Annotated in this window: 24 protein-coding genes; 8 read left to right on the top strand and 16 right to left on the bottom strand. The window is 35.4% G+C overall.

Features of this window, described 5'->3' with window-relative positions; translation table 11 throughout:
• Together ACFEMA_RS08340 and ACFEMA_RS08335 are read right to left on the bottom strand one after the other, a co-directional pair.
• A complete protein-coding gene (locus tag ACFEMA_RS08340; protein ID WP_411767681.1) occupies positions 1–387 on the bottom strand; it encodes a hypothetical protein in 387 nt (128 codons plus the stop codon).
• A gap of 81 nt (positions 388–468) precedes the next feature.
• Positions 469–828 carry a helix-turn-helix domain-containing protein gene (locus ACFEMA_RS08335; RefSeq protein WP_411767680.1) on the bottom strand — a complete coding sequence of 120 codons (360 nt, stop codon included), beginning with the start codon at positions 826–828 and terminating at the stop codon, positions 469–471.
• 302 nt (positions 829–1,130) lie between these two features.
• Between ACFEMA_RS08335 and ACFEMA_RS08330 the strand changes: the two genes are divergently transcribed.
• The 3 genes from ACFEMA_RS08330 (at position 1,131) to ACFEMA_RS08320 (ending at position 3,422) form a co-directional block, all read left to right on the top strand.
• A complete protein-coding gene (locus ACFEMA_RS08330) occupies positions 1,131–2,279 on the top strand; it encodes a M14 family zinc carboxypeptidase (protein WP_411767679.1) in 1,149 nt (382 codons plus the stop codon).
• A 72-nt stretch (positions 2,280–2,351) separates the two neighbouring features.
• On the top strand, positions 2,352–2,831 hold the full coding sequence (locus tag ACFEMA_RS08325; RefSeq protein WP_411767678.1) for an Lrp/AsnC family transcriptional regulator: 480 nt from the start codon (positions 2,352–2,354) through the stop codon (positions 2,829–2,831).
• An 81-nt stretch (positions 2,832–2,912) separates the two neighbouring features.
• Positions 2,913–3,422 carry a DinB family protein gene (locus ACFEMA_RS08320; RefSeq protein WP_411767677.1) on the top strand — a complete coding sequence of 170 codons (510 nt, stop codon included), beginning with the start codon at positions 2,913–2,915 and terminating at the stop codon, positions 3,420–3,422.
• On the opposite strand, the gene uvrA is transcribed toward ACFEMA_RS08320, so the two are convergent.
• On the bottom strand, positions 3,417–6,206 hold the full coding sequence (gene uvrA / locus ACFEMA_RS08315) for an excinuclease ABC subunit UvrA (protein ID WP_411767676.1): 2,790 nt from the start codon (positions 6,204–6,206) through the stop codon (positions 3,417–3,419). The genes ACFEMA_RS08320 and uvrA overlap by 6 nt on opposite strands.
• A gap of 234 nt (positions 6,207–6,440) precedes the next feature.
• Here uvrA and ACFEMA_RS08310 point away from each other — a divergent pair, with 234 nt between their 5' ends.
• The gene (locus ACFEMA_RS08310; RefSeq protein ID WP_411767675.1) at positions 6,441–7,025 is read left to right on the top strand and encodes an RNA polymerase sigma factor; all 585 of its coding nucleotides are present in this window, start codon (positions 6,441–6,443) and stop codon (positions 7,023–7,025) included.
• 234 nt (positions 7,026–7,259) lie between these two features.
• Here the strand turns inward: ACFEMA_RS08310 and ACFEMA_RS08305 are convergent, their stop codons facing one another.
• Entirely contained in the window at positions 7,260–7,811 is a 552-nt protein-coding gene (locus ACFEMA_RS08305) for a hypothetical protein (protein ID WP_411767674.1), read from the bottom strand.
• A gap of 43 nt (positions 7,812–7,854) precedes the next feature.
• The gene (locus ACFEMA_RS08300; protein WP_411767673.1) at positions 7,855–8,511 is read right to left on the bottom strand and encodes an endonuclease III domain-containing protein; all 657 of its coding nucleotides are present in this window, start codon (positions 8,509–8,511) and stop codon (positions 7,855–7,857) included.
• Between the two features lie 35 nt (positions 8,512–8,546).
• Here ACFEMA_RS08300 and bcp point away from each other — a divergent pair, with 35 nt between their 5' ends.
• A complete protein-coding gene (gene bcp, locus ACFEMA_RS08295; protein ID WP_411767672.1) occupies positions 8,547–8,999 on the top strand; it encodes a thioredoxin-dependent thiol peroxidase in 453 nt (150 codons plus the stop codon).
• Positions 9,000–9,033: 34 nt separating this feature from the next.
• Here the strand turns inward: bcp and ACFEMA_RS08290 are convergent, their stop codons facing one another.
• Entirely contained in the window at positions 9,034–10,488 is a 1,455-nt protein-coding gene (locus ACFEMA_RS08290) for a TonB-dependent receptor (RefSeq protein ID WP_411767671.1), read from the bottom strand.
• 90 nt (positions 10,489–10,578) lie between these two features.
• Here ACFEMA_RS08290 and ACFEMA_RS08285 point away from each other — a divergent pair, with 90 nt between their 5' ends.
• Both ACFEMA_RS08285 and ACFEMA_RS08280 read left to right on the top strand, forming a co-directional pair.
• Positions 10,579–11,340, top strand: a complete 762-nt coding sequence (locus ACFEMA_RS08285; RefSeq protein WP_411767670.1) for an MBL fold metallo-hydrolase — start codon at positions 10,579–10,581, stop codon at positions 11,338–11,340.
• 2 nt (positions 11,341–11,342) lie between these two features.
• A complete protein-coding gene (locus ACFEMA_RS08280; protein ID WP_411767669.1) occupies positions 11,343–11,852 on the top strand; it encodes a hydrolase in 510 nt (169 codons plus the stop codon).
• On the opposite strand, the gene ACFEMA_RS08275 is transcribed toward ACFEMA_RS08280, so the two are convergent.
• The 5 genes from ACFEMA_RS08275 to ACFEMA_RS08255 all read right to left on the bottom strand — a co-directional run bounded on the left by ACFEMA_RS08275 (position 11,849) and on the right by ACFEMA_RS08255 (position 17,094).
• Complete coding sequence (locus ACFEMA_RS08275) at positions 11,849–12,496, bottom strand: alpha/beta hydrolase (RefSeq protein WP_411767668.1); 648 nt, start codon at positions 12,494–12,496, stop codon at positions 11,849–11,851. The genes ACFEMA_RS08280 and ACFEMA_RS08275 overlap by 4 nt on opposite strands.
• Positions 12,496–12,828, bottom strand: a complete 333-nt coding sequence (locus ACFEMA_RS08270; protein ID WP_411767667.1) for a DUF4870 domain-containing protein — start codon at positions 12,826–12,828, stop codon at positions 12,496–12,498. Before ACFEMA_RS08270 ends, ACFEMA_RS08275 begins: the two co-directional genes overlap by 1 nt.
• Complete coding sequence (locus ACFEMA_RS08265; protein ID WP_411767666.1) at positions 12,821–14,080, bottom strand: dihydroorotase; 1,260 nt, start codon at positions 14,078–14,080, stop codon at positions 12,821–12,823. The genes ACFEMA_RS08270 and ACFEMA_RS08265 overlap by 8 nt, the downstream gene beginning before the upstream one ends.
• On the bottom strand, positions 14,077–15,999 hold the full coding sequence (locus ACFEMA_RS08260) for a BatA domain-containing protein (RefSeq protein ID WP_411767665.1): 1,923 nt from the start codon (positions 15,997–15,999) through the stop codon (positions 14,077–14,079). Before ACFEMA_RS08260 ends, ACFEMA_RS08265 begins: the two co-directional genes overlap by 4 nt.
• Positions 16,000–16,086: 87 nt before the next feature.
• Entirely contained in the window at positions 16,087–17,094 is a 1,008-nt protein-coding gene (locus ACFEMA_RS08255; protein ID WP_411767664.1) for a glycosyltransferase family 2 protein, read from the bottom strand.
• A gap of 91 nt (positions 17,095–17,185) precedes the next feature.
• On the opposite strand from ACFEMA_RS08255, the gene ACFEMA_RS08250 reads away from it, so the two are divergent.
• Positions 17,186–19,078 carry a peptidase M61 gene (locus ACFEMA_RS08250; RefSeq protein ID WP_411767663.1) on the top strand — a complete coding sequence of 631 codons (1,893 nt, stop codon included), beginning with the start codon at positions 17,186–17,188 and terminating at the stop codon, positions 19,076–19,078.
• A 73-nt stretch (positions 19,079–19,151) separates the two neighbouring features.
• On the opposite strand, the gene ACFEMA_RS08245 is transcribed toward ACFEMA_RS08250, so the two are convergent.
• From ACFEMA_RS08245 to ACFEMA_RS08225, 5 genes are all read right to left on the bottom strand, one after another.
• Positions 19,152–20,639 carry a S10 family peptidase gene (locus ACFEMA_RS08245; protein WP_411767662.1) on the bottom strand — a complete coding sequence of 496 codons (1,488 nt, stop codon included), beginning with the start codon at positions 20,637–20,639 and terminating at the stop codon, positions 19,152–19,154.
• 42 nt (positions 20,640–20,681) lie between these two features.
• Positions 20,682–21,452 carry a TIGR02757 family protein gene (locus ACFEMA_RS08240; RefSeq protein ID WP_411767661.1) on the bottom strand — a complete coding sequence of 257 codons (771 nt, stop codon included), beginning with the start codon at positions 21,450–21,452 and terminating at the stop codon, positions 20,682–20,684.
• Between the two features lie 105 nt (positions 21,453–21,557).
• On the bottom strand, positions 21,558–22,019 hold the full coding sequence (locus ACFEMA_RS08235; protein WP_411767660.1) for a hypothetical protein: 462 nt from the start codon (positions 22,017–22,019) through the stop codon (positions 21,558–21,560).
• A 192-nt stretch (positions 22,020–22,211) separates the two neighbouring features.
• Positions 22,212–22,592, bottom strand: a complete 381-nt coding sequence (locus ACFEMA_RS08230; protein ID WP_411767659.1) for a RidA family protein — start codon at positions 22,590–22,592, stop codon at positions 22,212–22,214.
• A gap of 73 nt (positions 22,593–22,665) precedes the next feature.
• Complete coding sequence (locus tag ACFEMA_RS08225) at positions 22,666–25,494, bottom strand: putative LPS assembly protein LptD (protein WP_411767658.1); 2,829 nt, start codon at positions 25,492–25,494, stop codon at positions 22,666–22,668.
• Positions 25,495–25,545 lie beyond the last annotated feature (51 nt).

The raw sequence follows: 25,545 nt of genomic DNA, 5'->3' as shown, positions 1-25,545 counted from the left end.
TCAACGTATTACGTAAGCTGTACCTTTTTCTACTCGTAATGTGGAATTAGGTTTTTTTACAGCCAATTTGTATTCAAAAGTATATGAAGAGTCTGTTGTGCTCAATATTTTCATGTGTATTGGCGCTTCTTCTGCACGGGATTGAGGATTTATTTTAGTTTGAATAAATTCACAATCATTAATCCATCGTATGGATGCAGAATCGACTTTGCCTTCAAAGTAATCAATGTTTAAATCTTCTGTCCTCGTGAATTTCCCTGAGTGCTTTTCACCATTAACCGAATAGTTGAACGAAAATGTACCTTCTTTAAAGTCTTTGCAATTTCTTTCGTTTGAGTAACACCCATAGAGGCAAATTCCAATAATCAATGCTAAAATTCTCTTCATTTATATGATTTGTGCAAAGGTACTAATTATTGGGTATTGGCTGATGAGCTATTTAGCTTTTCAAGTTGAAAGTATAGCAATTTAGTTTTGGTAGCTTTTAAAACTACCGTCTTTATAGAAAATTATTATTTTTTCTATCTCTGAAGAAGTTTCAGAGCTATTTTCAGTAATAGGCTCTTTTGAAGCTTTTGCAATGTTTGGTGAGATTTTTTCTTTTTTAGGAAATTCTCCTTTTCCATTCATTAACCAATACAGTTCAACTTCGGGATAGGAGTGTAGCACTTTCATAACAAAGTCTAAACTCGGCTTATTTCTTCCAGATAAAATGTGTGAAATACTTGAGCGTTGGACACCAATTTTTTCAGCAAAACCAGATGCTGTTTCCTCGTAAAAATCAATGACTTTCTGCAAACGTTTAGCGAATTCGGTGTTGTTTATCACTGTAAACTTGAGGTTTTCATATTTAACGTTACAAAAGTAAACATTGTTGCGTTAATACTATAAAAATAAAGAAAATAATGTACATATAATCTAGAGTAAAACTTTATATAAATATGATTAAAATTCTGAAATATAATATATTAATTACATAATATGAATTTGATTAATAATATTTCAATGAGTATTTTCATTGTAAAGATTAAAACTTCAAATATGTTTATAAATGTAAATTTATTAGACATTATTTTTGTTTACAAATGTAAATTTACAATTGTATACCTTTGTCTTTTAAAAATTTCTGAATGACTTCAAAAACGTTGCACAAACTTTATATTTCTAATAAAGAAAAGACATTATCCGGACGGTATATTACTGTCGATATGATTGCTCCGTTAGTTAAGAAAATGACATCAAATTTTAAGGTCAATAAGATTGGGGATTCTGTTGAAGGTGTACCTATTCATTCCATAAAACTTGGCTCTGGACCAAAAAAAGTTTTATTGTGGTCTCAAATGCATGGCAATGAGTCAACGACGACTAAAGCTCTATTTGATCTTTTGAATTGCTTTTCTGAGAACAATGCTAGTGTCCAAAATATTTTAGAATCTTGTACATTGATGATAATGCCAATTCTAAATCCTGATGGAGCACATTATTATACAAGGGTAAATGCTAATGATATTGACCTTAACAGAGATGCACAAGATCTTTCACAACCAGAAAGTAAGATCCTTAGGGAGTTGTTTGACGAGTTTAAACCAGCGTATTGTTTTAACCTGCACGGTCAGCGCACTATTTTTGGAGCAGGAAACTCTGGAAGATCTGCAACACTATCCTTTTTAGCTCCAGCTATGGATGCTGATAAAAGTCTTCCGATGCATAGAAAACAAGCGATGTGTATTATAGCATCCTTACACTCTAGACTTAGTGTTGAATTAGATGGTGGTATTGGGCTTTATGACGATGGTTTTAACCTTAATTGTGTAGGAGACACGTTTCAAAACCTTGGCGCAAGTACAGTTCTCTTTGAGGCTGGGCACTTTCCAGACGATTATAACCGTGAAGAAACACGAAAATATATCTTTTATGCACTCTATCATGCTTTAACGCATATTTCAAGAGGTGTTGCGGTAGATGATTATCAGCAGTATTTTGATATTCCAAAAAATGAAGTGTGCTTTTACGATGTTCTTATAAAACACGCGAGGCTTTTTCAAAGTGATGAAAAGACTGTAGATATAGCCATACAATTCAGGGAAGATTTAGTAGGTAATAAAGTGGTATTTGTTCCAGAAATTATCAAAATCGAAGATTTGGATGGTTATTTTGGCCACAAAACTATCGATGCTAAAAATTCGGTAGTGTGCGATTCAAAAAATAAGACGCTTAAAGTAGGCTCCGAAATCGATTTCGTAATATTAAATAATCGTAAAATCTTGATAAAATCTTAAATATTTTAAAATTTTGTGCATTATTAATAATGAAATTCTTTTAACTTTGCACATTATTTAATAAAATGACTTATGGCTAAATTTAAATTAGACGAAATTGATCATCAGATTTTGGATATGTTAATCGATAATACACGTGTTCCATTTACTGATATTGCAAAAAAATTATTGATTTCCGCAGGTACTGTTCACGTAAGAGTTAAGAAAATGGAGGAGGCGGGAATTATCCGTGGATCATCCTTAACCTTGGATTATAAAAAACTAGGTTACTCTTTTATCGCTTATGTAGGAGTTTTTCTTCAAAATACATCGCAGACCAAGTTTGTATTGGAACGTATCAATAATATACCAAATGTTACTGTTGCACATATTACCACTGGTAAGTTCAATGTTTTTTGTAAAGTAAGAGCTAAAAGCACAGAACACGCTAAGGATATTATTTTTAAATTAGATGATATTGAAGGGGTATATAGAACCGAGACTATGATTTCTTTAGAGGAAAGTATCAATGATAAAAAGCGTTTGATGCATACTATTTTTAACGAACTCTAATTGTTATAATAAATTTTAAAGAGCCCTTAGCAGAAATGTTAAGGGTTTTTTGTTAGGTTTATACTCCTAATTAATTAAACTATGAAATTAAATCCGACCGAATATAACTCGTACTATCAGCCATATATCGATAAAGCAATTATTGATTCTACATTTTCTAATGCCTTGGAGGAAAATGGAGATGTAATCCATCACTTCTATAGCTTAATACCTGCAGATAAATTAGACTACAGTTACGCAGAAGGGAAGTGGACAGTGAAGGATATTTTATTGCATATCATTGACGCTGAGCGTGTATTTGCTTACAGAGCTTTAAGAATAGCGCGACGGGATACTTCTGAATTACCTGGTTTTGAACAAGATGATTATGTAGTTACTGGTAATGCCACTAAACGTTCTATTAAAAGTTTGCTCGATGAGTATAAAGCAGTGAGAAAGGCTACCGTAACATTGTTCAATTCATTTTCTGATGAAGATCTATTATCTACTGGTACTGCCAGTGGTTCATCGATTTCAGTACGAGCTATCGGCCACATCATTATTGGTCATGAAAATCACCATAAGCAAATCATTACTGAACGCTACTTATAGTTTTTCCTTTAAATAAGTGCCTGTTACAGATTTCGGGTTTTTAATAACTTCCTCTGGTGTTCCAAAGGCAACAAGTTCTCCACCGTGTTTTCCTCCTTTGGGGCCTAAATCTATAATGTGGTCAGCGCATTTTATCAATTCAATATTGTGCTCTATGACGATTATAGAGTGTCCTTTTGAAATTAAGGCCTGAAAGGATTTTAACAGCTTTTGTATATCGTGAAAATGAAGCCCGGTTGTAGGTTCATCAAAAATAAAGAGCGTATTATTCCCCCGTGTTCCTTTGCCTAAAAATGAGGCTAGTTTTATACGTTGTGCTTCTCCACCAGATAGGGTAGAAGAACTTTGCCCTAATGTTACATATCCCAAACCAACATCTTTTAACGGCTGTAGTTTGTTTGTGATTTTTGTTTGGTTATAAGTGTCAAAAAAGCCAACAGCATCATCAATGGTCATGTTTAAAACATCATCAATGGATTTACCTTCAAAAGTTACTTCGAGAACCTCTTTCTTAAAGCGTTTTCCATGGCACGTTTCACAGGAGAGGTGGACATCGGCCATAAATTGCATTTCAATAGTCACTTCACCTTCACCTTTACAAGTTTCACAGCGACCACCATCTACATTGAAACTAAAGTGTTTGGCCTGGAAATTTCTAATCTTGCTCAATTTTTGACTAGCAAACAGAGCTCGGATATCATCATAGGCCTTAATGTAAGTTACGGGGTTAGACCGTGATGAACGCCCGATAGGATTTTGATCTACAAACTCGAGCTGCTTAATATTTGTGTAATTTCCTTTAAGCTCCGTGAATTGCCCGGCTTTATCACCAAAGCCTGTTAATTCTTTTTGTAATGCCGGAAATAATATTTTTTTAATTAAGGTGCTTTTTCCACTTCCAGAAACGCCAGTAATAACTGTAAGCATACCAAGAGGAAAATTTACATTGATATTTTTCAAGTTATTTTCTCTTGCGCCAATGACTTCTAAAAAATATTTTGAAGTTCTTCGTTTTTCAGGCACTTTAATCTTGGCATCCCCATTAAGGTATCTTGCAGTTAGGGTGTCACTAGAGAGTATATTTTTAAAGTTGCCTGTAGCTACAACCTCACCGCCAAAAGTACCTGCTTCTGGGCCGATATCAATAATTTCATCAGCGGCTTTCATAATATCTTCATCGTGCTCAACAACAATAACTGTATTTCCTAAATCTCTTAAAGATTTTAGGACTCCGATTAAGCGTTCAGAGTCTTTTGGGTGTAGACCAATGCTGGGTTCGTCTAGGATGTACATGGATCCAACCAAGCTGCTTCCCAATGAGGTCGCTAAGTTGATCCGCTGACTTTCTCCACCAGAGAGTGTATTAGACTTTCGGTTTAGTGTTAGGTAGTCCAAACCAACATTTGATAGGAATTCGAGCCTTGTATTGATTTCTTTCAATAAGCGTTTAGCGATTTTTGTGTCATTTTCGCTTAGCTGTAAGTCTTTAAAGAATTCGGCTAGCTCGTCTAGTGGGGAATCTACTAAATCAGTAATTGTTTTATCTGCAATCTTAACGTAATTTGCCTCTTCTCGTAACCTTTTACCTTTACAAAGGCTACACTTTGTTTTTCCTCTATATCGAGAGAGCATCACACGATTCTGAATTTTGTAGGCCTTAGACTCCAATTCGGCAAAGAAGCTATCCAGGCCTTCAAAGTATTCATTACCAGACCAAATAAGAGTTTGTTGCTCCTCAGTTAATTCAAAATAAGGCTTATGTATTGGGAAATCGAATTTATGCGAATTATTGACCAACTGGTCTCTGTACCAGCTCATACTCTCGCCACGCCATGGAAAAATGGCATTCTCATAGACGGATAGGGCAGTATTTGGGATAACTAAATCTTCATCAAGGCCGATAACATCACCATAACCTTCACATTTTGGACAAGCTCCATAAGGATTATTAAAACTGAATAAATGAGCATTTGGCTCGAGGAACGTCATGCCGTCTAATTCAAACTTATTATTAAAAGTCGTTTGTTTTTTGTCTGACAATGATTCAATAATACAACTGCCATTACCTTCAAAAAACGCCGTTTCTATAGCGTCAGCAAGACGATTTAAGAAATCTTCATCCTCTTTGTATATAATTCTGTCAACAACTAAATACAAATCTTTAATTGAAGTGATATTTAACTTTAAAGCCTCTTCAATTCGGATAACCTCACCTTGATGCTTTAAACGCGCATAGCCTTGTTTAGATAAAGTCTCAATTTTATTTTCGATTGTTCTGCCTTCTTCAAGATAAATCGGGGACAGCAACAATAGTTTTGAACCTTCCTCAAAACGTGATATAAAATCGATAACATCTGAGGTGCGATGCTTTTTTACCAAATTCCCCGAAATAGGAGAGTAGGTCTTCCCAATTCTGGCAAACAATAATTTTAAATAATCATAGATTTCAGTAGTTGTACCAACTGTAGATCTAGGGTTTGTAGAATTTACTTTTTGTTCTATTGCTATAGCTGGAGCAATCCCTTTAATGTAATCCACTTTGGGTTTATTTAACCGTCCCAAAAATTGACGGGCATAACTACTTAGGCTTTCTACATAGCGTCTTTGGCCTTCGGCGTAAAGTGTATCGAAAGCTAAGCTTGACTTTCCAGAGCCGGATAACCCCGTAATAACCACTAATTTATTTCTTGGAATGACAACATCAATATTTTTGAGATTATGGAGTTTTGCTCCTTTAATAATGATGTTTTCTTTGGGATTAACGTCCAAAACAGGATTTGTCATAGCTTTTGAGGTGTAATTTTGCAAAAGTACAACTTCTATTTTACAGGAAAAAGCTACAAATCATTACTTTAAATGTTAAATTTTGGGGTCAAATTTTGTTTTTTCGGAATGATTGTTGTTATATTTGAAATCAATTCAATAACAAAAGAACTGCGTATTACATAATATTACTTTAAGAATTCAGCTAAACCCCTAACAAAGAAGGCAACTTCTATAGCTTAAAGTACTAATATTATGAAACAAGAACTTATCCAAGATGCAGTTTTAGTAAGCGATTACATAAACGGTGACGAAAACGCTTTAGCACAATTAATAAAGCGACACAAGCAAAGAATCTACAGTTTTATTTATTCTAAAGTGTACGATAGAGATATTACAGAAGATATTTTTCAGGACACTTTTATAAAAGTTATACGTACTCTTAAAAGAGGGAAGTATAATGAGGAAGGTAAATTTTTACCTTGGGTAATGCGTATTGCCCATAATTTGGTGATAGACCATTTTAGACGTAATAAAAGAATGCCAAAATTCGATAATTCGGGCGATTTTAATATTTTTTCCGTGATTAGTGATTCCTCATTAAATGCTGAGAAAACCATGATTAAATCGCAGGTGGAATTAGATGTAAGGCGTATTATTGAAGAATTACCCGAAGATCAGAAAGCCGTTTTAAAAATGCGGATGTATAAGGATATGAGTTTTAAGGAAATTTCAGAACGTACTGGTGTCAGTATCAATACAGCTCTGGGAAGAATGCGTTATGCACTCATAAATTTGCGTAAAATTATTGAGCAAAACAATATCGTTTTAACAAATTGATACAATAAAGAGAATTTAGTTGCGTTTACTGTTTTGTATTAACTTATAAACCCAGCAAATGGCAAAATTTTACTCTGATTGTACTCCAAAAAATGATCAACTTAAACCAAAAGACGAAACGGTTAGTTTCCTTTTGAGTTATTCAAAGGCTTTAAGTGTTAATTGTTATAAAAATCTGAAGTTTGAAGCACTTCTAAATTAATTTAAAGTGAAAAATCCTAATTAGTTTTCTAATTAGGATTTTTTTATAAACTTCAATTCCTCATAATTTTCAAAAGTAAGGTATTGGGATTTTAGTGTCTTTAAGTATTCAATGACCTGGTTTTTTAGTGGATGATTATCCAATAAACAATTTCTAATATCCTCGTCATAAACAGTTAATCTAATATACCAATGACCTTTTCTGCTGGTGTAATTATTGTCAAATAGTGTTGTATTTGCTTTTTGTTCAAGTGTTGCATCAATAAAAACTAGTGGTAAGTTAAGAGTTTCATCCATGCGTTCTATCTCATAATACGTAAGGTATAACGTTTCTCCATTTAATTCAAAAGGAACATTGAAGCCAACATTTACATGATCTAACTCATATTTTGAATTTATAAAATCATAAAAATCACCCGCATCTTTAGGGTCTTTAAAGATAAAGGAGGTTTCTCGTGGCAGCTTACGTTGAAACTTTTTGGCAACCATCACCCTATAGTCTTTATTCTTAAAACGAGGGGCAACTTTGACGGGGATACAAGATAGAATAGTGAATGAAAGGGCTAATAATAAGAGGCGTTGCATAGTTGGTTGTTTCCTGAGACACCACAACAATTATACCAGTAGCCTATTTTTTCTTTTTATAATACTCATCTAAGACTGACTTTCTTCCAATAGTTTTAGTAATGATATCTTTTTCTAAATCCCAGCCTCTTGCTGGTGAGTATTCGCGTCCATACCAAATAATCTGGAGATGAAGATCGTTCCATAATTCCCTAGGAAATAATCGTTTTGCATCTTTTTCTGTTTGAACGACATTTTTACCATTGGTCAAATTCCAGCGATACATTAATCGATGGATATGCGTATCTACAGGAAAAGCAGGAATACCAAATGCTTGGGAAAGGACTACAGCTGCTGTTTTGTGACCGACCGCAGGTAGAGCTTCTAAATCTTCATAAGTTTTTGGCACTTCTCCGTCATGTTTGTCAATCAATATTTTAGATAAGCCATGTATACCTTTACTTTTCATAGGGGACAACCCAACAGGTTTTATAATTTCCCTAATTTCTTCGACAGAGAGTTTAATCATATCATAAGGGTTATCAGCCCGCTCAAACAATAAAGGAGTGATTTGATTAACTCTTACATCCGTACTTTGTGCAGACATCAATACTGCTATGAGAAGTGTATATGGGTCTTTATGCTCTAATGGAATTGGAATTGTAGGGTATAGACGATTTAACGTATTTATAACGAATTCTACCTTTTCTTGCTTTGTCATTCATTGTATTTTTACAGAAACCAAAGTTACACAATATGACACATTTAAAAGTAGGAGATAAGGCGCCAGAATTTGAAGCTTTAGATCAAGATGGAAACACAGTAAAATTATCAGATTACAAAGGAAAAAAATTAGTGGTTTTCTTTTATCCCAAGGCGAGTACACCGGGTTGTACAACAGAAGCTTGTAATTTAAGCGATAATTATAAAACCTTTACAGACCAAGGATATGATATTGTTGGGGTATCAGCAGATAGCCAAAAGCGCCAATCTAACTTTAAAAATAAGTACGGGTTTCCATATCCACTTTTAGCAGATGAAGATAAAAGTGTTATTAATGCATTTGGTGTTTGGGGACGTAAAAAATTTATGGGGAGAGAATATGATGGTATACACAGAACAACATTTGTAATTGACGAAGATGGAAACATTGAAGATGTGATTACTAAGGTGAAAACTAAAGACCATACCAATCAGATATTAGGGTAATAAAAAAGCGATTCAATTTTGAATCGCTTTTATTTTAATAGTTTCTCATAGCTTCTTCAGATTCGCATCCGAAGAGGCTTTTTTCTTTAATCAGTTTTGAAACGCCTTCTGGTAACATTGGCTCCCATCCATCTTCTCCTTTAGCAATTTTGCTCAATACTGTTCTTGAGAAAATAGAAAGTATAGAAGGGTCATAGTCCGTGATATCAACAACCTTTCCATTGTACTTAAAGAACTTGTATAATTCCTTCATACGAGGATGTACCTTTAAGTTTTCGCTAGTTGTAAGTGAACCATCATCATTTTGCATAGGATAAAGGTATACTCGTAAATCTTTAAAAAAGAGCTTTCCAAAGGCTTCCAGTATGCCTCCACTCAAATGGCGATAATATTTTTCATCAAAAATATCTACAAGGTTATTCACTCCCATGGAAAGTCCCATTCGGTTTTTAGAGTATTGTGAAAAATACTCTACCAGTTTATAGTATTCTTTAAAATTAGAAATCAATACTGTTTGGCCAAGAGAGCATAACAATCGTGCACGGTCCATAAAATCCTGCTCATCAATCTCTCCTTCAGCCCTAAGGTTAGATAACGTGATCTCAAAAATTACTTGTGTTTGGTCCTTGTCAACCTTATTTTCTTTAATAAACATCTCGTAAGATTTCTCAAACATATCCATGTTTACTTTGGTCACAGGTCTAAAGCTACCTCTCAGCGCCAATATATTTTTTTTGTAAAGTACTCTTGCAGGTAAGACGTTGTTGCCATCTGGAGCAAACATTACGGCATCTGTCATTTCATTTTTAACCAATTGAAGACTCATCAATCTGTTGTCAATATCCTCAAAAACAGGTCCAGCAAAATTAATAGTATCTATTTCTAATTGGTCTTTGTCTAGGTGGTCGTATAAATAGCGTAACAATTTACGGGGCTCGTTATACTTATAGAAAGCTCCATAAATAAGATTGGTACCTAGTTTTCCTAAAGTTTCTTGTTGTAAACGTGCATCATTTTCCTTAAAACGAATATGGATTACAATATCATTATAATCTGCATCTGGTTTTACCTGAAACTTAATGCCCACCCAGCCATGGCCTTTGTATTTTTTTGCAAAATCAATTGTTGCAACCGTATTGGCGTAAGAGAAGAAGATTTTATTCGGATGCTTGTCACGGGTAATACGCTGTTCCATTAGCGTGATTTCGTGATTCAACATTTTTCTAAGACGTGCTTCTGTAACGTAACGTTTGTCATCTTCTATGCCGTAAATGGCATCGCTAAAGTCTTTGTCGTAAGCAGACATAGCTTTTGCAATCGTGCCTGAAGCTCCACCTGCCCTAAAAAATTGGCGTACTGTTTCTTGGCCTGCGCCAATTTCAGAGAAGGTGCCGTAAATATCTTCGTTTAAATTAATTCTCAAACATTTGTCCTTTAAGGATGGAATGTTTTCAAATTGTCTATCGGCTTCATATGTAATTTCGGGCATAACGATTGCTGTTTTAAGCTCTTACAAAGGTATGATTTTAGCCTATCAAACAAAAAAATAAACTTATTTTTGTGATAAATCTTAACGCTTTTGAAGATAACATTTTTAGGAACAGGCACATCTCAAGGTATCCCCATAATTGGAAGTGAACACCCTGTTTGTTTAAGTAATAATCCAAAAGATAAGCGATTAAGAGTGTCAGTTTTGGTCGAATGGGATACGTTTACTTATGTCATTGACTGCGGTCCAGATTTTAGACAACAGATGTTGCGCTCTAATTGTAAGAGAATTGACGGCATTTTATTTACCCATGAGCATGCCGATCATACTATGGGTCTTGATGATATAAGGCCATTTTTCTTTAGGCAAGGAGATATTAAACTGTATGCGCATGACCGTGTTTTTAAGGCTTTAGAAAGGCGATTCGAATATATCTTTGAAACGACAAACAAATATCCTGGAGCACCTAGTGTTGTTAAGCAGGTGGTGAAAAACGAAGCGTTTCCACTAGGAAATATAGAGGTGACACCAATTGACGGCTTGCACCATAATCTACAGGTGTTTGGATACCGTTTTAAGGATTTTGCTTATTTAACGGATATGAAAACAGTTCCTCAGAAAGAAGTTGAGAAATTAAAAAACCTGGAAGTACTTGTTGTCAATGCATTGCGTGAAGAACCCCACCAGTCTCACTTTAATTTAGAGGAAGCCTTAGAATTTATAGCAATTGTAAAGCCCAAAAAGGCTTACCTAACCCATATAAGCCATCTTTTGGGCTTTCATGATGAAGTACAACAAAAGCTCCCAAAGAACGTTTTTTTAGCTTACGATAACCTGCAGATAACGATATAATTATGAAGAGTAGAATTTTTATGTATTTGTTTATTTTTTCTGTTTTACTGATTGTTTTTCAGTATGTCAACTCAAAAAATATACTCGATAAGTATGAATCTGATATTGAAATATTAAAGAAGAAAAAGGCTGAGTGCGATTCTTTAACTGATCAATTAACCGATACTAATCTTGAACTAAGTTATTTTAGAATTGAAAATAATGAGGACGCTTTGAGTTATTTTGAAAGCTTTGGTTATAAAACAGACGATCTTATCCCAATTATAAAAGACGAATTATACAATCTCAATGATTACGAAGGTGATGATCACCCTATTGTGCCTTACGCTTCAATGACCGAAAATAAAATACTGATCAATAAGATTAGGATTTTAAATCACAAATGGTTGGTAGCAAACTTTACCGATGGAGAGCATTGGGGAGAGATCTTCGTCAATTATTCCATAGACGAGAATGATGATTTAAAGTTTACCTTGACGGATTACTTGATGTATCCTGTCAATCAATTTTAAATTCTTTTTTTGAGCCATTCGTTAAACTCGTAAAAATTTTGAGGAGCTACACCATGACCAACAGGGAATTCAGAATAGTGGTGTTCTACATTTAAGCCCTTAAGAAATTCTATCGATTTACGTGCCCAATCGACAGGAATAACCTGGTCAACACTACCGTGCGAACAGTAGAAACTGAGGTGCTCAAACTTGGATGGGTTCATATTCGTAGGTATGATGCCTGTGTTAACATAACCACTCAAAGCGATTATATTATTTACCTTTTCAGGATAGGTTAGGGCTACGCCATAACTTAGTATGGTACCTTGACTAAATCCAAGTAGTGTAATATTGTTGTTGTCAACAGGATAATTGTTACAAGCTTCGTCAATAAAATTGGCAATTAAGTCTCGAGAGGATTTAGCTTCTTCGTCATCGCTCCATTTACCTTTTTCAGCATCAAAATTTATAGTGTACCAAGCATTACCATAAGGTTGCATAGGATATGGAGCTCTAACTGAAATGATAAATAATTCTTCCGGTAGTTCAGAGGCAAAGGAAAATAAGTCATTCTCATCGCTTCCGTAACCGTGAAACATAATCAATAATGGTGCGTTGTCATTTAGGCTTGAAGGCCTTGTAATGTGGTGTAATAAAGAACTCATTATTGACCAATGTTTTTGAAGATGTTTTGAAAAAATGACCCTAGAATAGGCACTTCATTGTATTTGCCTGTGATAGCACCAATAATTCCGAAAATAAAAAGTACCGAAAAAAATATCCAAAAAGACATGGTAACCATCCAGCTGTCAAACCCACCAACAACATAACCTAAAATCATATACATCAACCATAGCCCAAGAGATTGCCTTATATGAAACGACGTAAACTCGTTACGCTTTTCCTGGTTCATAAAAAAGGCTATTAAAGTACCGATTAAAGTTAAATAAGCGACAAAAGCGTATGTTTTACCTTCGTTAATAGTATTGTTAGTCATGCTTTAGCATTATTTTATTATTCGCAATGCTTCCGTAAACTTCTCCTTTGAGTTTAGCTCCTAAGAAACATGAATTTTTAGATTTAGAAAGAATGTCTTTTTCCTTAAATTGATATTCACTAGAAGGATTAAATAAGGTAAAATCAGCATTGGCACCTTCCTCAACTAGTGTGTTTTGTATACCAAACCTTTCCTTTCCTTTAGTCAGCAGTGCGATTACTTTTTTTGTGGTAAAAATAGTTTGAAGTGCTCCAAAAGCAGATTCCAGACCGATTGTGCCATACATGGCATTATCGAATTCTACTTTTTTGTTTTCAATATCTATAGGGTTGTGGTCCGTAGTGACCATATCAATGGTGCCGTCTTTTATGCCTTCGATTAGTGCAAGCCTATCAGCCTCGGTACGTAAAGGCGGCAAAGTCTTAAAATTAGTTTCAAAATCACTCAGTGCGTCATCTGTGAAGAACAGATTCTGTATGGCAACCGAACACGTTATATTTAAACCTTTCGCTTTTGCTTCTCTGATTAAGTCAACAGACTTCGAAGAAGAAATTGTTGGTATATGTAATTTTCCTTCGGTGTATTCTAGCAAAAACAAGTCCCTAGCAACTTGAATCTCTTCAGCTAAACTTGGATTTCCTTTTAGTCCAAGCTTTGTGCTGTTAACATTTTCGTTCATCACTCCTAATCCAGTAATTTTTGACTCTTGAGGAAAAGCACACACCAGACCATTAAAATTACTTGCGTATTGCAAGGCAATTTTCATAAGATTAGGGTTGGTAATTGGTTGCTTGTAATCATAAAAGGCTACAGCACCTGCTTTGTGCATGTCGTATAGTTCCGCTAAATCAGTACCATTGCCCTGCCAAGTCAGTGCTCCAATAGGGTATAGGCTTACCAAATGGTCATTCGCTTTGGATTTAACAAAAGAAATATCTGCACTACTATCTACAACAGGATTTGTATTAGCATTTAAAGCGACGTGTGTAAAGCCAGAAAGTGCAGCAGTTTTTAATCCGTTTGCAATAGTCTCTCGTTCTTCAAACCCTGGCTCCCCAAACGACACGCTGCTATCAAACCAACCTGGGGAAACATGTAAATTGTCTAAGGAAATTTCTTTGTAACTCTTAGGGTTGGAAATCCGTTTAGAAATTTTAGAGACAACCCCCTTTTCGATTAAAATATCAACAGTTTCATTATGAAATTCACTTTTAGAATCAACAATTGTAGCGGATTTTATGAGTGCGTTCATTTAAGATATTTTAAGATGAGCTTTTCTGTAATCAGAAATATCACGGCAAAAATAACAAACCATTTCCATAGCTCATTAACATTTGTGCCACTTTTTATGTCTTCGATTGCAGAACTTAAGCTAGAACTCAAGGAATAGTCTGCATTTAAACTCATATTGTGGTAATTGAGATCACTTTCACTTCTGTTATAATTAAAACTGAGCTTTTTCAATACCTCTTGCTTGTCAACGACATCTATAATACCAGAAGCCTTAGGAAAATCATTTAAGGTTAAACTCACTTTATTACTATACGTTTGCTGTAAAGGAATAGTAGAAGCACCATCCGTTCTAAGCATTAAAATGTCATCTTGCCCTAGGTCGGTCTTAATGTCTATTGTATTTAAATTTCCGATAGTATAATACAGTTGAGGCAATTCTAAACTCTGTTTACCAATATTATATAATGCAGGAACAATTAATGGCGAACTTTTAAAATTACTATTGTCATTATTTAAAGATCCTGTAAAAACATAGACCTTGTCCCTGCCTGTTAAAAAAGGACTACCGTCTTCAAAAGCATAGATAGCATTAGAGGATGATGACATTCCATAACTTGTATTTGCTTTTGGATATTGAAAATTGGTGACTCTATTGTAAAAAGCGTTTGCTAAAACAGGATGATTAAATTGTATTGTAGTTACCTTTTTTTCAATGTCATTTAAGCCAGTATAGGTTGTGCTATTTAAAGTTGTAAGTAATTGGTTATAAGAATTAAAAATAATTTCAATTGAAGGAATGATTAATATTGAACCTCCATTAGATTTAAAGGTCTGTAAATTGGTTATTAATGGATTCGGAATACTTTCCAACTCGTTTAAAACAATAAGGTTTTGCTCAGATACAATATTGTAATTAAGGGTGTTAATTGAAGTGCTGGTGTACAGAAATTCATCATCCGTATAAATGCGACTTAAGAATTCATCATCCGTATTATTAATAGACAACACCTTTATTTTTTCTTCAGAATTGATATTAAAATAAAACGTATTATCATATTCAAGTCCAGAATCTTCAATGGACACCATGCCGTCTATTGGAGTATTTGTAGGCAATGTAAAATTAGTGATGTCAGAAGTGTTAAAATCAACCGCTGATTTTGCAAGTAATTCTGAACCATTATACAATGCTACAGATGCTGAATTATTAGTACTACCGGTTTTACTGAGCTTAACGGAAAGCTCAAGATTATCGGGTGAAACCGTATCTATAAATACAGAATCAATAGAAATGTTGGCTACATTAACAGGGTTAGATTGTACGATTTTTAAATTAATACCAGAGTCTTCTTCAAAGTCTAGCATATCTGACGCCTGCTGAAAATCGGATACCATAACGAAGTTTTTCAAGGTGCTGTCATCATTTGAAAAGTAATTGGTTCCCTTTAAGTAAGCAGCTTCATAGCTCAATTGATTAGGAGAAAAACCAAGACCAATAAGTTGATTTGATATTGCTTTAATGTTGGTGTCCTTAAAGACCTCGTCATTTGTAAAAATTGTAATGGGCTCCTCTTGAGAAATATGAGTGAGTAAAGCCTGTATGGCTTCGTTTAACAACGTGCCATTACTGCCTTGAGCGCCCATACTGTGGGAATTGTCAATATAAATAACCGTCTCTGATGCTGTTTTAAAATCTGTTTTATCAGAAGTATAAGGTTGTGCAAAAGCTAATATAACACAGGCTAATAAAAATAATCTCGTAAAGAGAATCAGCCATTTTTTTATTTGAGAGCTTTTCCGTGTTTGCTGAACGACATTCTCTAAAAATTTCACATTGGTAAAATCTATTTTCTGAAAGCGGCGTAATTGAAAAAGATGGATAATAATAGGAATAACAAGCAGCAATAATGCCCAAAGTAGTTCTGGATGTTTAAACTGCATTCCTGATTAATGAATTTTAAAGTTCAGTTGTAAATATAGACAAAGCCTGAGGAATTCCTGAATTCGATTTTGAGAAATTTAACGTTTCTAACAGAAAAAGAAATAATCGTAAACAGGTTTTAGGTTTAATGATTCAAAATAATTGACAATGGATTTTTGCTCATTATCATTAGCCACCGTTACAATGGTTTGTGGGCTTTTTAGGGAGGATAAAAATTCAAATGGCTGCAAGGTCTGTCCATAGATGTCTTTACCAATTTTTTTTGGGTTGTCGCAAATCCAATGAAACGGGACCTTATTTTTAATTAACCCTTTAGCAATAGTCTTGCCTTTAAAGCCTGCCCCCCAAACCGTAAGTGGCCTTTTGGGCTTGTGGTCTAGCTTTAAGAAGTAGTGCAATTTTATATCTAAAAAATAATTCTGGGCATAATGCTCATGGGTTCTCGAGGTCCGAGTAGGGTAGTCGCGCCAATAGTGTAAAAGTTGATTGGATGGGATGCATTTTAATCCGTGCTCATAAAACCGAAAGGTTAAATCGTAGTCTTCTGGGTAAAGATTAGGCTCGAATGCCCCGCATGTTATTAAATCATATTTATGCACCATCCAGCAGGGTGAAGGAATAACACACTCTTTATAAATTTCAGAATAATTGCTTCTGGTTTTGGTTAGTCGATTCAACCAAGCTTCATATTTAGCATAACCATCACTTATGCCAGCCTTACTGAAATACTTCACCAAGCCAAGAGCTACATGATTTTTACCATAGTCTTCAAGCTGTGAAACCATGTGTTCAAGCTTATTTTCAGCCATGATATCATCACTATCCATTCGTGTAACAAATTCTCCCTTAGATTTTTGAAAAGCCTGTCTTAAAGCCTCAATGATGCCATTACCTTCTGCTTTATAAACCTTGATTCTGTCATCTGATTTTGAATATTGATACAAGGTTTCATAAGAATTATCCGTAGAATGATCATCAATGGCTAGTAGTTCCCAATCTTCATATGATTGAGCAATGATACTATCGATACAATCTTGAAGATAGGGTTGAGAATTCTTAAACGGCATTAAAATGCTAACGAGACGGTTCTGCATGGCACGAATATAAGAAATGGGATTTTAACAATTCTTTACAGCAAAAAGTCTTCTATAATTGTAGATTTGTGCGTTTTAAAAATTTAATATAATGAAGAATGTATTTGCCATTATTGGCTTGAGTGTAATTTTAGTAGGATGCGGTCCTACAAAACCAAAGGTTGATGATTCAGCAGTTAATAACCCTATTGTAACGGCATTAGATCTTAACAATGTTGTTGAGGATAAAGTCCCAGTGACTATAAATCCCGGTCGTTTTAGCGTAGAAACTGTAACGTACAGATTGCCAAAAGTAGTACAAGGGACCTATTCTGTGAGTGATTTTGGAAAATATGTAGATGATTTTAAAGCATTGGATTATGATGGTAATGAAATAGCCTTTACCAAAGTCGATACCAATACCTGGTCTATTACAGACGCAACCAAATTAGATAAGATTACCTATTACGTTAATGATACTTTCGATATCGAATCTTCTGGTGGCATCGGAGGAGAGCAGCCATTTTCACCGGCAGGTACAAACATAGAATCTACAAACTATGTATTGAATCTTCATGGTTTTATCGGGTATTTCGATAGCCTAAAGAACAATCAATACGCTTTAGATGTTACAGCACCGATTGACTTTAAAAGGTCTTCTGCAATCCCTGAAAAAGCATTAACACCTTCAGAAGATGGAAAAAGTGCAACGACCAGTTATTTTGCGGATCGTTATTTTGAAATCACGGACAACCCAATGATGTATGGTGAGTTGGATGTCGAAGAATTTATGGTTGGTGATATTAAGATTGTATTGAGTGTGTACTCTCCTAATGGAACACATACCGCAGCAAGTATGAAGCAAACGGTTTTCGATATGATGAAAGCTCAAAAAACATATTTAGGTGATGTAGATAGCACTCCACGTTACGATATTTTCTTGTACTTATCTGATGGTGCAGATACCTCACCAAAAGGATTTGGTGCTTTGGAGCATCACACATCAACAGTAGTTGTATTGCCAGAGGCATCATCAAAGGAAGGTTTAGCTAAATCTATGATAGATGTTGTGGCACATGAGTTTTTTCATATTGTAACTCCTTTATCTGTGCATTCTGAAGACGTTCATTATTTCGATTATGCCAATCCAACATTCTCTAAACACTTATGGATGTACGAAGGTGTGACTGAATATTTTGCGCAACACTTCCAGGTGTATGAAGGGTTGATCGAAGCTGATGAGTTCTACAACGTGGTCATGCAAAAGATTAATGTTTCACGTCGTATGAATGACGCCATGAGCTTCACGATAATGAGTGAGAATGTTTTAAAAGAGCCTTATGCGGAACAGTATTACAATGTGTACCAAAAAGGAGCGTTGATTGGGATGTGTATTGATATTTTAATGCGAAAAGAAAGCAACGGCACAAGAAGTATGTTGTCTCTGATGAAAGAATTATCTGGTAAGTATGGAAAGAGCAAGCCTTTTGAAGATGACAACCTTATTGCTGAGATCACTGCAATGACATATCCTAGTGTTGGTGAGTTTTTAAACACACATGTTCAAGGAGATGTACCTATCAATTATAATGAATTTTTTGAAATGGTTGGTTTAACCGTAGGCGAAACTCAGGTGGCGACCAACTATATTTTTGCGGGTGGACAGAACATTATTTTTGACGCTGACCAAGCGCAAGGAACGATTTCCTTCTCTGCTGTAGCCTTAGAGAATTCTTTCTGGAAAGCTCAAGGAGTTCAAGCTGGTGATATCATCAAAGAAGTCAACGGTCAGGAATTAAAATTAGCAAACGCACAGCAAGTGATTGGTGGTATGTTCTCTTGGCAAGAAGGTCAAGATATTACTATGAAATTAGAACGTAATGGCGAGCCTGTTGAAATTAAAACTAAGTTGACCAAGGCTTATGCCATGTCCAAAGGATTGGTTGAAGCTGAGGATGCTACAGAAGAACAAAAAGCGTTAAGAACTGCTTGGTTAAAAGGGTAAGACTTATTTGTATATAATTAAAAAGGGCTTCAATTTTGAAGCCCTTTTCTTTTTAAATTATTTCGAATATTTCTTAATATTTCGCCGCTTTACCATTAGTTGAAGAATTCTTTATAAACTCGCGCAAATCGTCGTTGGCTTTAATAAGATCTTCGTTGCGTAAATACATCATGTGGCCACTGCGATAGCCTCTAAAATACATGCGGTCTTTCATTTTTCCGCTAGGATCAATTTGCCATTGGGAGTATTTTGCGGCAAAATAAGTCGTAGCCCCATCATAATAGCCAGATTGGGTCAATATCTTTAAATATGGATTTTGAGCCATGGCTTGTCTTAAATCGTCCCTAACATTATCATTGCTTCTGTCCCAATTACCGACATTGCCAAAGACGTTATATTTTACATCTGTTTTAAACCCTAATTCGTTTTGAATGTAATAATTAATGGCTGGGGTGAAAGAATGTAGCCAGGATGTTAATTCTGCACTATAATCAGGACCTATACCAGTTTCTACTTTGTCGATTCCTAAATATCGCGAATCTAAACGTCCAATCGTTTGTCCTGTTTTATCGCGTAATAATTCTTTCCAGAAGAAGCGGTTAGGCACGTCTAAATTTTGTTGCAGAATAACTTTTTCAGACAAGCCTGAATAGTAACTCATTTTTTTGGCAATAGCTTTTCGTTCTGAATCTGAAATAAATCCACCTTTTGCAATAGCAGGAATCAACTCATTGACCGCGAAATTTTCAGCTTCTGGTAAAACCTCCAGTAAATCTTTATTCTGAAGCTCAGAAGGCAACATGTTATGATACCACGCTGCGGCTGTGTAGTAAGGCAAGTTTAAACTAGAGGCGAGTGGTCCACCAACACGTAAGACTTTATAATCTGCAGGTGACACCATGATGACTCCGTTAAGGTACATCCATTGGCTGTTCTGTAGCTCTAATGCTAAGCCCATAACACGAGTGCCGCCGTAGCTTTCTCCAATAATATATTTAGGCGATTCCCATCGGTTATGTCGGGTCACAAAAGTATTGATCCATTCAGCTAAATATTCAATATCAGCGTTTATTCCGAAGAACTCTTTATCATCGGCATATTTACCATCAGCTAGTTTTACCTTTCGGGAATAGCCCGTATTCACAGGATTCACAAAAACAATATCGGCGACATCTAAAATTGAATTCGGGTTGCTTTTTACTCCATAGGGTTGAATAGGGTAGCCTTCATTATCAATATTCAACACTTTTGGACCTGTGTAAGCCACATGCATCCAAACTGAAGCAGAGCCTGGGCCTCCGTTAAATGAGATGATTAGTGGTCGTTTATTACCAGTTTTATCATTGGTGCGTTTATAATAGGTGTAATATAAAGAGGCTGTGACTTCGCCTTCTGAGTTCCAAACAGGCTGAAATCCTGTATTGGCAGAATACGAGACAGATTGTCCCTTAATGGTTGTTGTATGGCTGGTGACATAAGCTGTGTCTATCGGTATTTCTAAATTCTGGGAGAATCCCAATAGGCAAATAAGACTTAAGGTAAAGGAGTAATAAATTTTCATAATTAAGATTGGTGTTAAAAGCTTAAAGATAAGCAACAGCGATTAAAATCCTTCAAAAACACCCAAGCCAAATAATGCAAAATCATATTTAACGGGATCTGTAGGGTCTAATTTACGTAAGGCTTTGTCTAATTCAGACAGGGCTTTTGCGTCATTTTGTTTTCGTTTCAGCAGACCAAGCTTGCGTGCAACGTTCCCAGAATGCACATCGAGCGGGCAGCTGAGTTGAGAAGGGGACAGGGATTTCCAAATACCAAAATCGACACCGTTATTGTCATTCCTGACCATCCAACGTAAGTACATATTAATTCGTTTAGCAGCTGAATTTTTAAGAGGATCACTAACATGTTTTTTTGTTCGTTCTAAATGTTCGATTTCAAAAAAGTGAGTTTTAAAATGATGAATACTGTTTTGAAGCGAGTTCGATTCAGCATATTTGGAAAATACGGCTTCAAGACCATCATGATGCCTGTAAATGTGTTTTAAGCTATGTACAAACTGAATAAAATCATAACCATTAAACGTTCGGTGAACAAAGGGGAGTAGAGCTTTTAAATCTGCCTCTTTGTGATTCATGATAAAGTCATAAGGTGAGTTATCCAGCAGATGCATCATGCGATGCGCATTTTTAATGATACTTTTTCGATTTCCCCAGGCAATAGTTGCTGTTAAAAATCCTGCGATTTCAATATCTTCTTTTTTGGAAAACTGATGTGGGACTTGTATGGGGTCGCTCTCAATAAATTTGGGATGGTTATACTGAAGTACTTTTTCGTCTAGAAATATTTTGAGTTCGGTTTTGTTGAGCTTCAAGGTTAAAGATTGGATTATGGAACTACGAAAATAAAAAAAACCGCCTTAAAAAAGACGGCCTTTCTCCTAACTAAACTAATTAAACCAACTCAAAAATAAGTTTTATTAAAATCCAATTTTTACACGAGGAGTATTGATTCTTACTCCAGTACTAATAGTTGTGCTTCGTCGTGGGTAACGCTCATAATAATACGTTCTATAGCCATGGTGATAATAGGATGCATGGTAATAGTAATATTCATTATGATGGCAATGCGAGTTACAATGATTGTAATGCTCTGCATAGGCATCTCTCTTACCTTGCATATATGCTCTATAGGCCGCTCTGTCTCGTCTTTTTAACTCTTTTTCGTAGTCTTTTTGATCTTCCCAAAACTGTTCTTCTTCATCTTTACTTTCAGCTTTAAACTGTTGCTCAAATTTGGCATCTTCTTTAGCACGCTGTTCGTAATATGTTTTTTTATCTATGGTTTGTTCTGACTCTGACGTAGACTCTTGTGCTATTAATGGCACGTTATAGCCAATAGCTAGGGTAATTGCTAGTATTATTATTTTATAAGTTTTCATTGTTGTCATTTTTACTGGAACAAAAACGAATAACGCTTTTATTCCCTGTTTCTATAAGTAAGACAACTGAAAAACGATTTACCCTACCTTAATTCAAAAAATAGTTTGATTAGGAATTTAAAAAGTAAAAACAAGGGGTGATGAGACTTTATGAACTAAATCTCTTAAGAAAGGAGTAATGTGCTAACTAATTTATTTAACAGCAATCATACTAATCTCTACATTCACAAACTTAGGGAGATTAGCCACCTCAACCGTTTCGCGGGCTGGGGCAGTGGCTTCATTAAAATAACTGCCATAAACGGCGTTGATTTGGCTAAAGTTATTCATGTCGCTAATAAAAATCGAGGTTTTAATCACGTTTTCAAATGTCATTCCTGCTTCGGTCAAAACGGCTTTCATGTTTTCCATAACCTGTTTAGTTTCTGTTTTGATATCGTCCAAAACAAGTTCCATAGTTTCTGGGTGAAATGCTATTTGGCCAGACGTGTATAATGTATTACCAGATAAAACCGCTTGATTGTAGGGCCCTATAGGCGCTGGTGCTTTTGACGTATTGATTATTTTTTTCATAATATTTTTCTGCTATGGCAGAAATCGTTTTTAGATTAAACAATCCAAAGATAGGAAATCCAGCCCTTTAAATTTAATTACCTAAGCGGCGATCTGGTTGACGACGTTGCTCGTATTTAAGATCTTGTAGGAAATTGGATTTTATACCAATAAAGAAGTTCCAAGAAGAGCGATTGCTAAAAGGCACCCAACTAAAGTTCATTCGCCAGCTCAACAAATCTCGCTCAAAGCGTAATTGTGTATATGTAAAGCCTTTGTTGAGCACATCATAACCAGAAGAGCCTCCAACAGACCATTTTGGGGATAATTCAATATCACCCGAAAACATGATGGAATGTGATGAAATTTGATCATTTCGCCTTGTATTATTATAATTTACGGCATAGGCCAAACGCAAAGACCAAGGAATTTTATAGTTGTAGAGTTCAGATTCAGTGTCTTTTTTATCATTGTCATCAATACCAATACGGTTTGAAAAATCCTGGGGTTTACCAAAAAGGTCATCGTCCCGACCTCCAGACCGTCTCGATTCTTCCAAAGCTCTTTTTTCAGCATCATCTGTTTCCCCACCGTCTTTATCTTTTTCTTTACTAAATGTTTCGTTACTTAAGGAATAGCTAATGTTCATATTGGCAGAAGTTAATCGAAATAAGCTTCCCCCATTATTAATATTGAACTTGTCAATCTTGTTGTTATTGCTGTCCAAAGCATAAGGATCTAATGTAGCGCCAAAATTGACACTCATTTTATTGTTAAAAATTTGTGTACCACCACTCATTCTAACTGGAGAAATATTTAAGGAATCGGCTGCCAAATCATAGGCAGTTGAAAAATTTAAGTTGTTCAGTAGAATGATTTTCTTAGCCTCTGTTTCTGTAGAATCTTTCGGCCTTATCTTAGCTTCGATATTATTGCCTAATGAAAACCCTACAGAACTTGAGTATCGATTGCCTGGTGAACCAAACAAAGAATTTTGAAACCTGGTATAAGATACTTCATCGGACGTGGTACCATCAGCACTAACGACCTCATAAGTTTCATAATATTGATCAAAAGCTGGCGTAACCGTATAACTCAGTGACGGTCTAACGACATGCCGTATGGCTTGTATTTTAGGGTCTTTTCCTTCTTTTTGAAAATTAAACAACCCGTACAACGTGGTACCCACACTTGTACTGAAATTATAGGTTCTAAATGCGTCGAAACCATTTAGGTCAACAGTTTCTACATCACCAGTTGTTGTGTTTTGAAAACGACGAATGGTATTTAAAGTCCAAGTTTCCTGATAGTTGGTACTGGCACTAACGCTAAAGTAATCGAAGAGCTTAAAGTTAGTGGTAATTGGTAAATTATGTTGCATACCAGCGAGGGCATCATCGAACATTTCGCTTTTACCAAATAATGAATCCGTTGTACTGATGCGATATTCCGCTCGTGAGTTGTACTGAAAATTGATATTTTGAATAATTCCTTTTTTACTACCGTTTTTTGGTGCAAAAGGGTAGACCCTCCCAACGGACAACTGCATGGTCGGCAAGGTTAAATTAATGCTTTCTGTCTGTGTATTTTGAGAATGCGTAGCACTTAAGTTTAAGTTGACCTGTGGTTCCCCTTGAAAGGTTTTTGAATACGACACCGAGGACGCCAAGGTGTTATTTAAAAAATTCGATTGGTTCAGTTGGTTAATGGATTGCTGATAGTATTGGCTACTTCCTAGGTTGACGGAGGCAGAGAACCTTGAGTTTGGGTTTGCCTTGGCGTCTTGCGAGTGCGACCAACGAATATTGTATATGGTGTTTTGTGCAAAGTCAGGGAAACCACGTTCGCTATTAAGTAAGTTTTCGTACCTAAAACTCATGTTACCGCTAAATTTATAGCGTAAGGCATAATTAGATTCCATTCTTAAACCATAACTACCATTAGTGTAATAGTCTCCAAGCACCGCTAAATCGGCATAATCACTAATCGCAAAATAATAGCCACCATTTTGGATAAAATAGCCACGATCATTACCAGTATCTTCACCAAACGTTGGAAAAATAACACCAGAAACTTGTTTGTTCTTGGTTAATGGAAAATATGCAAACGGTAATGCAATCGGCGTTGGCACACCATAAATTTCCATAAAGGTAGGGCCGACAACAATTTTCTTATTTGGTACCAATTTTATTTTTGAGGATATGAATTGATACTCGGGGTCGTCTAAATTTTCTGCTGTTGTAAAGCGAGCATCCTTCATAAAAATGACGGAATCATTTTCACGCTTTGTAATAGGAGCAAAAATGTTGAATCCAGAATCTTCGGTTCTAGAATTGAATATAATCGCTTTACGTGTTTCAGAATTAAAAATAATCGAGTCAGGCTCAATCACGTTAGGCCCTTGCTTAAAAACTGGTGCTTGAGAGTAGCCTGTTGAATCTTTTATACGGCCTGCATAGACAAGATTAGTACTGTTGTCGATAACAATGACCCCGGCCTTTATTTCTAGGTCTTGATAATAGACTTCAGCTTCGTTGTAGAGATAGATTTTTTGTTCACGCTGATTAAAACGCACATAGTCCGTTGCTTTGTACTTTACAATATCATCAAGAATGCTTTTTTGTTTGGTACTATCTGTTTTTACCGAATCCACTTGTTTAATAGGAGGGTTGAGAGCTGCAATGGAATCTAAAACAACAGTTGTAGAGTCTATGGTCGTTTTAGGTTTTATAACGGGCTTGCCTTTTATAGGGATTTCTTGCGCAAAGCCCAAAGTGTTGATAAACACTGTAAAACTCAAGGCAAAAAGTATCTGTAGGCTATTTGTACGCAAACCTTTTAATGTATTTTTGTAAAAGTATGGCTCGGTTTTTGAAACGCCAAAATTACATATATTTTTTTGTTGAGGTTTTATTAACGGCATTAAACTTTCAAATTAAAAAGTAATATAAATTTAGACACAAAATAAGCAGAG

The sequence above is a fragment of the Winogradskyella sp. A3E31 genome (assembly GCF_046720935.1).
Classification (GTDB): Bacteria; Bacteroidota; Bacteroidia; order Flavobacteriales; family Flavobacteriaceae; genus Winogradskyella.
The sequence above is the reverse complement of the archived record's forward strand: the minus strand, read 5'-3'. Positions and strand labels throughout refer to the sequence as shown.

Coding starts and splice junctions, on each gene's coding strand:
- ACFEMA_RS08340 (WP_411767681.1), bottom strand. CDS start 387: ATGAAGAGAATTTTAGCATTGATTATTGGAATTTGCCTCTATGGGTGT.
- ACFEMA_RS08330 (WP_411767679.1), top strand. CDS start 1,131: ATGACTTCAAAAACGTTGCACAAACTTTATATTTCTAATAAAGAAAAG.
- ACFEMA_RS08325 (WP_411767678.1), top strand. CDS start 2,352: ATGGCTAAATTTAAATTAGACGAAATTGATCATCAGATTTTGGATATG.
- ACFEMA_RS08320 (WP_411767677.1), top strand. CDS start 2,913: ATGAAATTAAATCCGACCGAATATAACTCGTACTATCAGCCATATATC.
- uvrA (WP_411767676.1), bottom strand. CDS start 6,206: ATGACAAATCCTGTTTTGGACGTTAATCCCAAAGAAAACATCATTATT.
- ACFEMA_RS08310 (WP_411767675.1), top strand. CDS start 6,441: ATGAAACAAGAACTTATCCAAGATGCAGTTTTAGTAAGCGATTACATA.
- ACFEMA_RS08305 (WP_411767674.1), bottom strand. CDS start 7,811: ATGCAACGCCTCTTATTATTAGCCCTTTCATTCACTATTCTATCTTGT.
- ACFEMA_RS08300 (WP_411767673.1), bottom strand. CDS start 8,511: ATGACAAAGCAAGAAAAGGTAGAATTCGTTATAAATACGTTAAATCGT.
- bcp (WP_411767672.1), top strand. CDS start 8,547: ATGACACATTTAAAAGTAGGAGATAAGGCGCCAGAATTTGAAGCTTTA.
- ACFEMA_RS08290 (WP_411767671.1), bottom strand. CDS start 10,488: ATGCCCGAAATTACATATGAAGCCGATAGACAATTTGAAAACATTCCA.
- ACFEMA_RS08280 (WP_411767669.1), top strand. CDS start 11,343: ATGAAGAGTAGAATTTTTATGTATTTGTTTATTTTTTCTGTTTTACTG.
- ACFEMA_RS08275 (WP_411767668.1), bottom strand. CDS start 12,496: ATGAGTTCTTTATTACACCACATTACAAGGCCTTCAAGCCTAAATGAC.
- ACFEMA_RS08270 (WP_411767667.1), bottom strand. CDS start 12,828: ATGACTAACAATACTATTAACGAAGGTAAAACATACGCTTTTGTCGCT.
- ACFEMA_RS08265 (WP_411767666.1), bottom strand. CDS start 14,080: ATGAACGCACTCATAAAATCCGCTACAATTGTTGATTCTAAAAGTGAA.
- ACFEMA_RS08260 (WP_411767665.1), bottom strand. CDS start 15,999: ATGCAGTTTAAACATCCAGAACTACTTTGGGCATTATTGCTGCTTGTT.
- ACFEMA_RS08255 (WP_411767664.1), bottom strand. CDS start 17,094: ATGCAGAACCGTCTCGTTAGCATTTTAATGCCGTTTAAGAATTCTCAA.
- ACFEMA_RS08250 (WP_411767663.1), top strand. CDS start 17,186: ATGAAGAATGTATTTGCCATTATTGGCTTGAGTGTAATTTTAGTAGGA.
- ACFEMA_RS08245 (WP_411767662.1), bottom strand. CDS start 20,639: ATGAAAATTTATTACTCCTTTACCTTAAGTCTTATTTGCCTATTGGGA.
- ACFEMA_RS08235 (WP_411767660.1), bottom strand. CDS start 22,019: ATGAAAACTTATAAAATAATAATACTAGCAATTACCCTAGCTATTGGC.
- ACFEMA_RS08230 (WP_411767659.1), bottom strand. CDS start 22,592: ATGAAAAAAATAATCAATACGTCAAAAGCACCAGCGCCTATAGGGCCC.
- ACFEMA_RS08225 (WP_411767658.1), bottom strand. CDS start 25,494: ATGCCGTTAATAAAACCTCAACAAAAAAATATATGTAATTTTGGCGTT.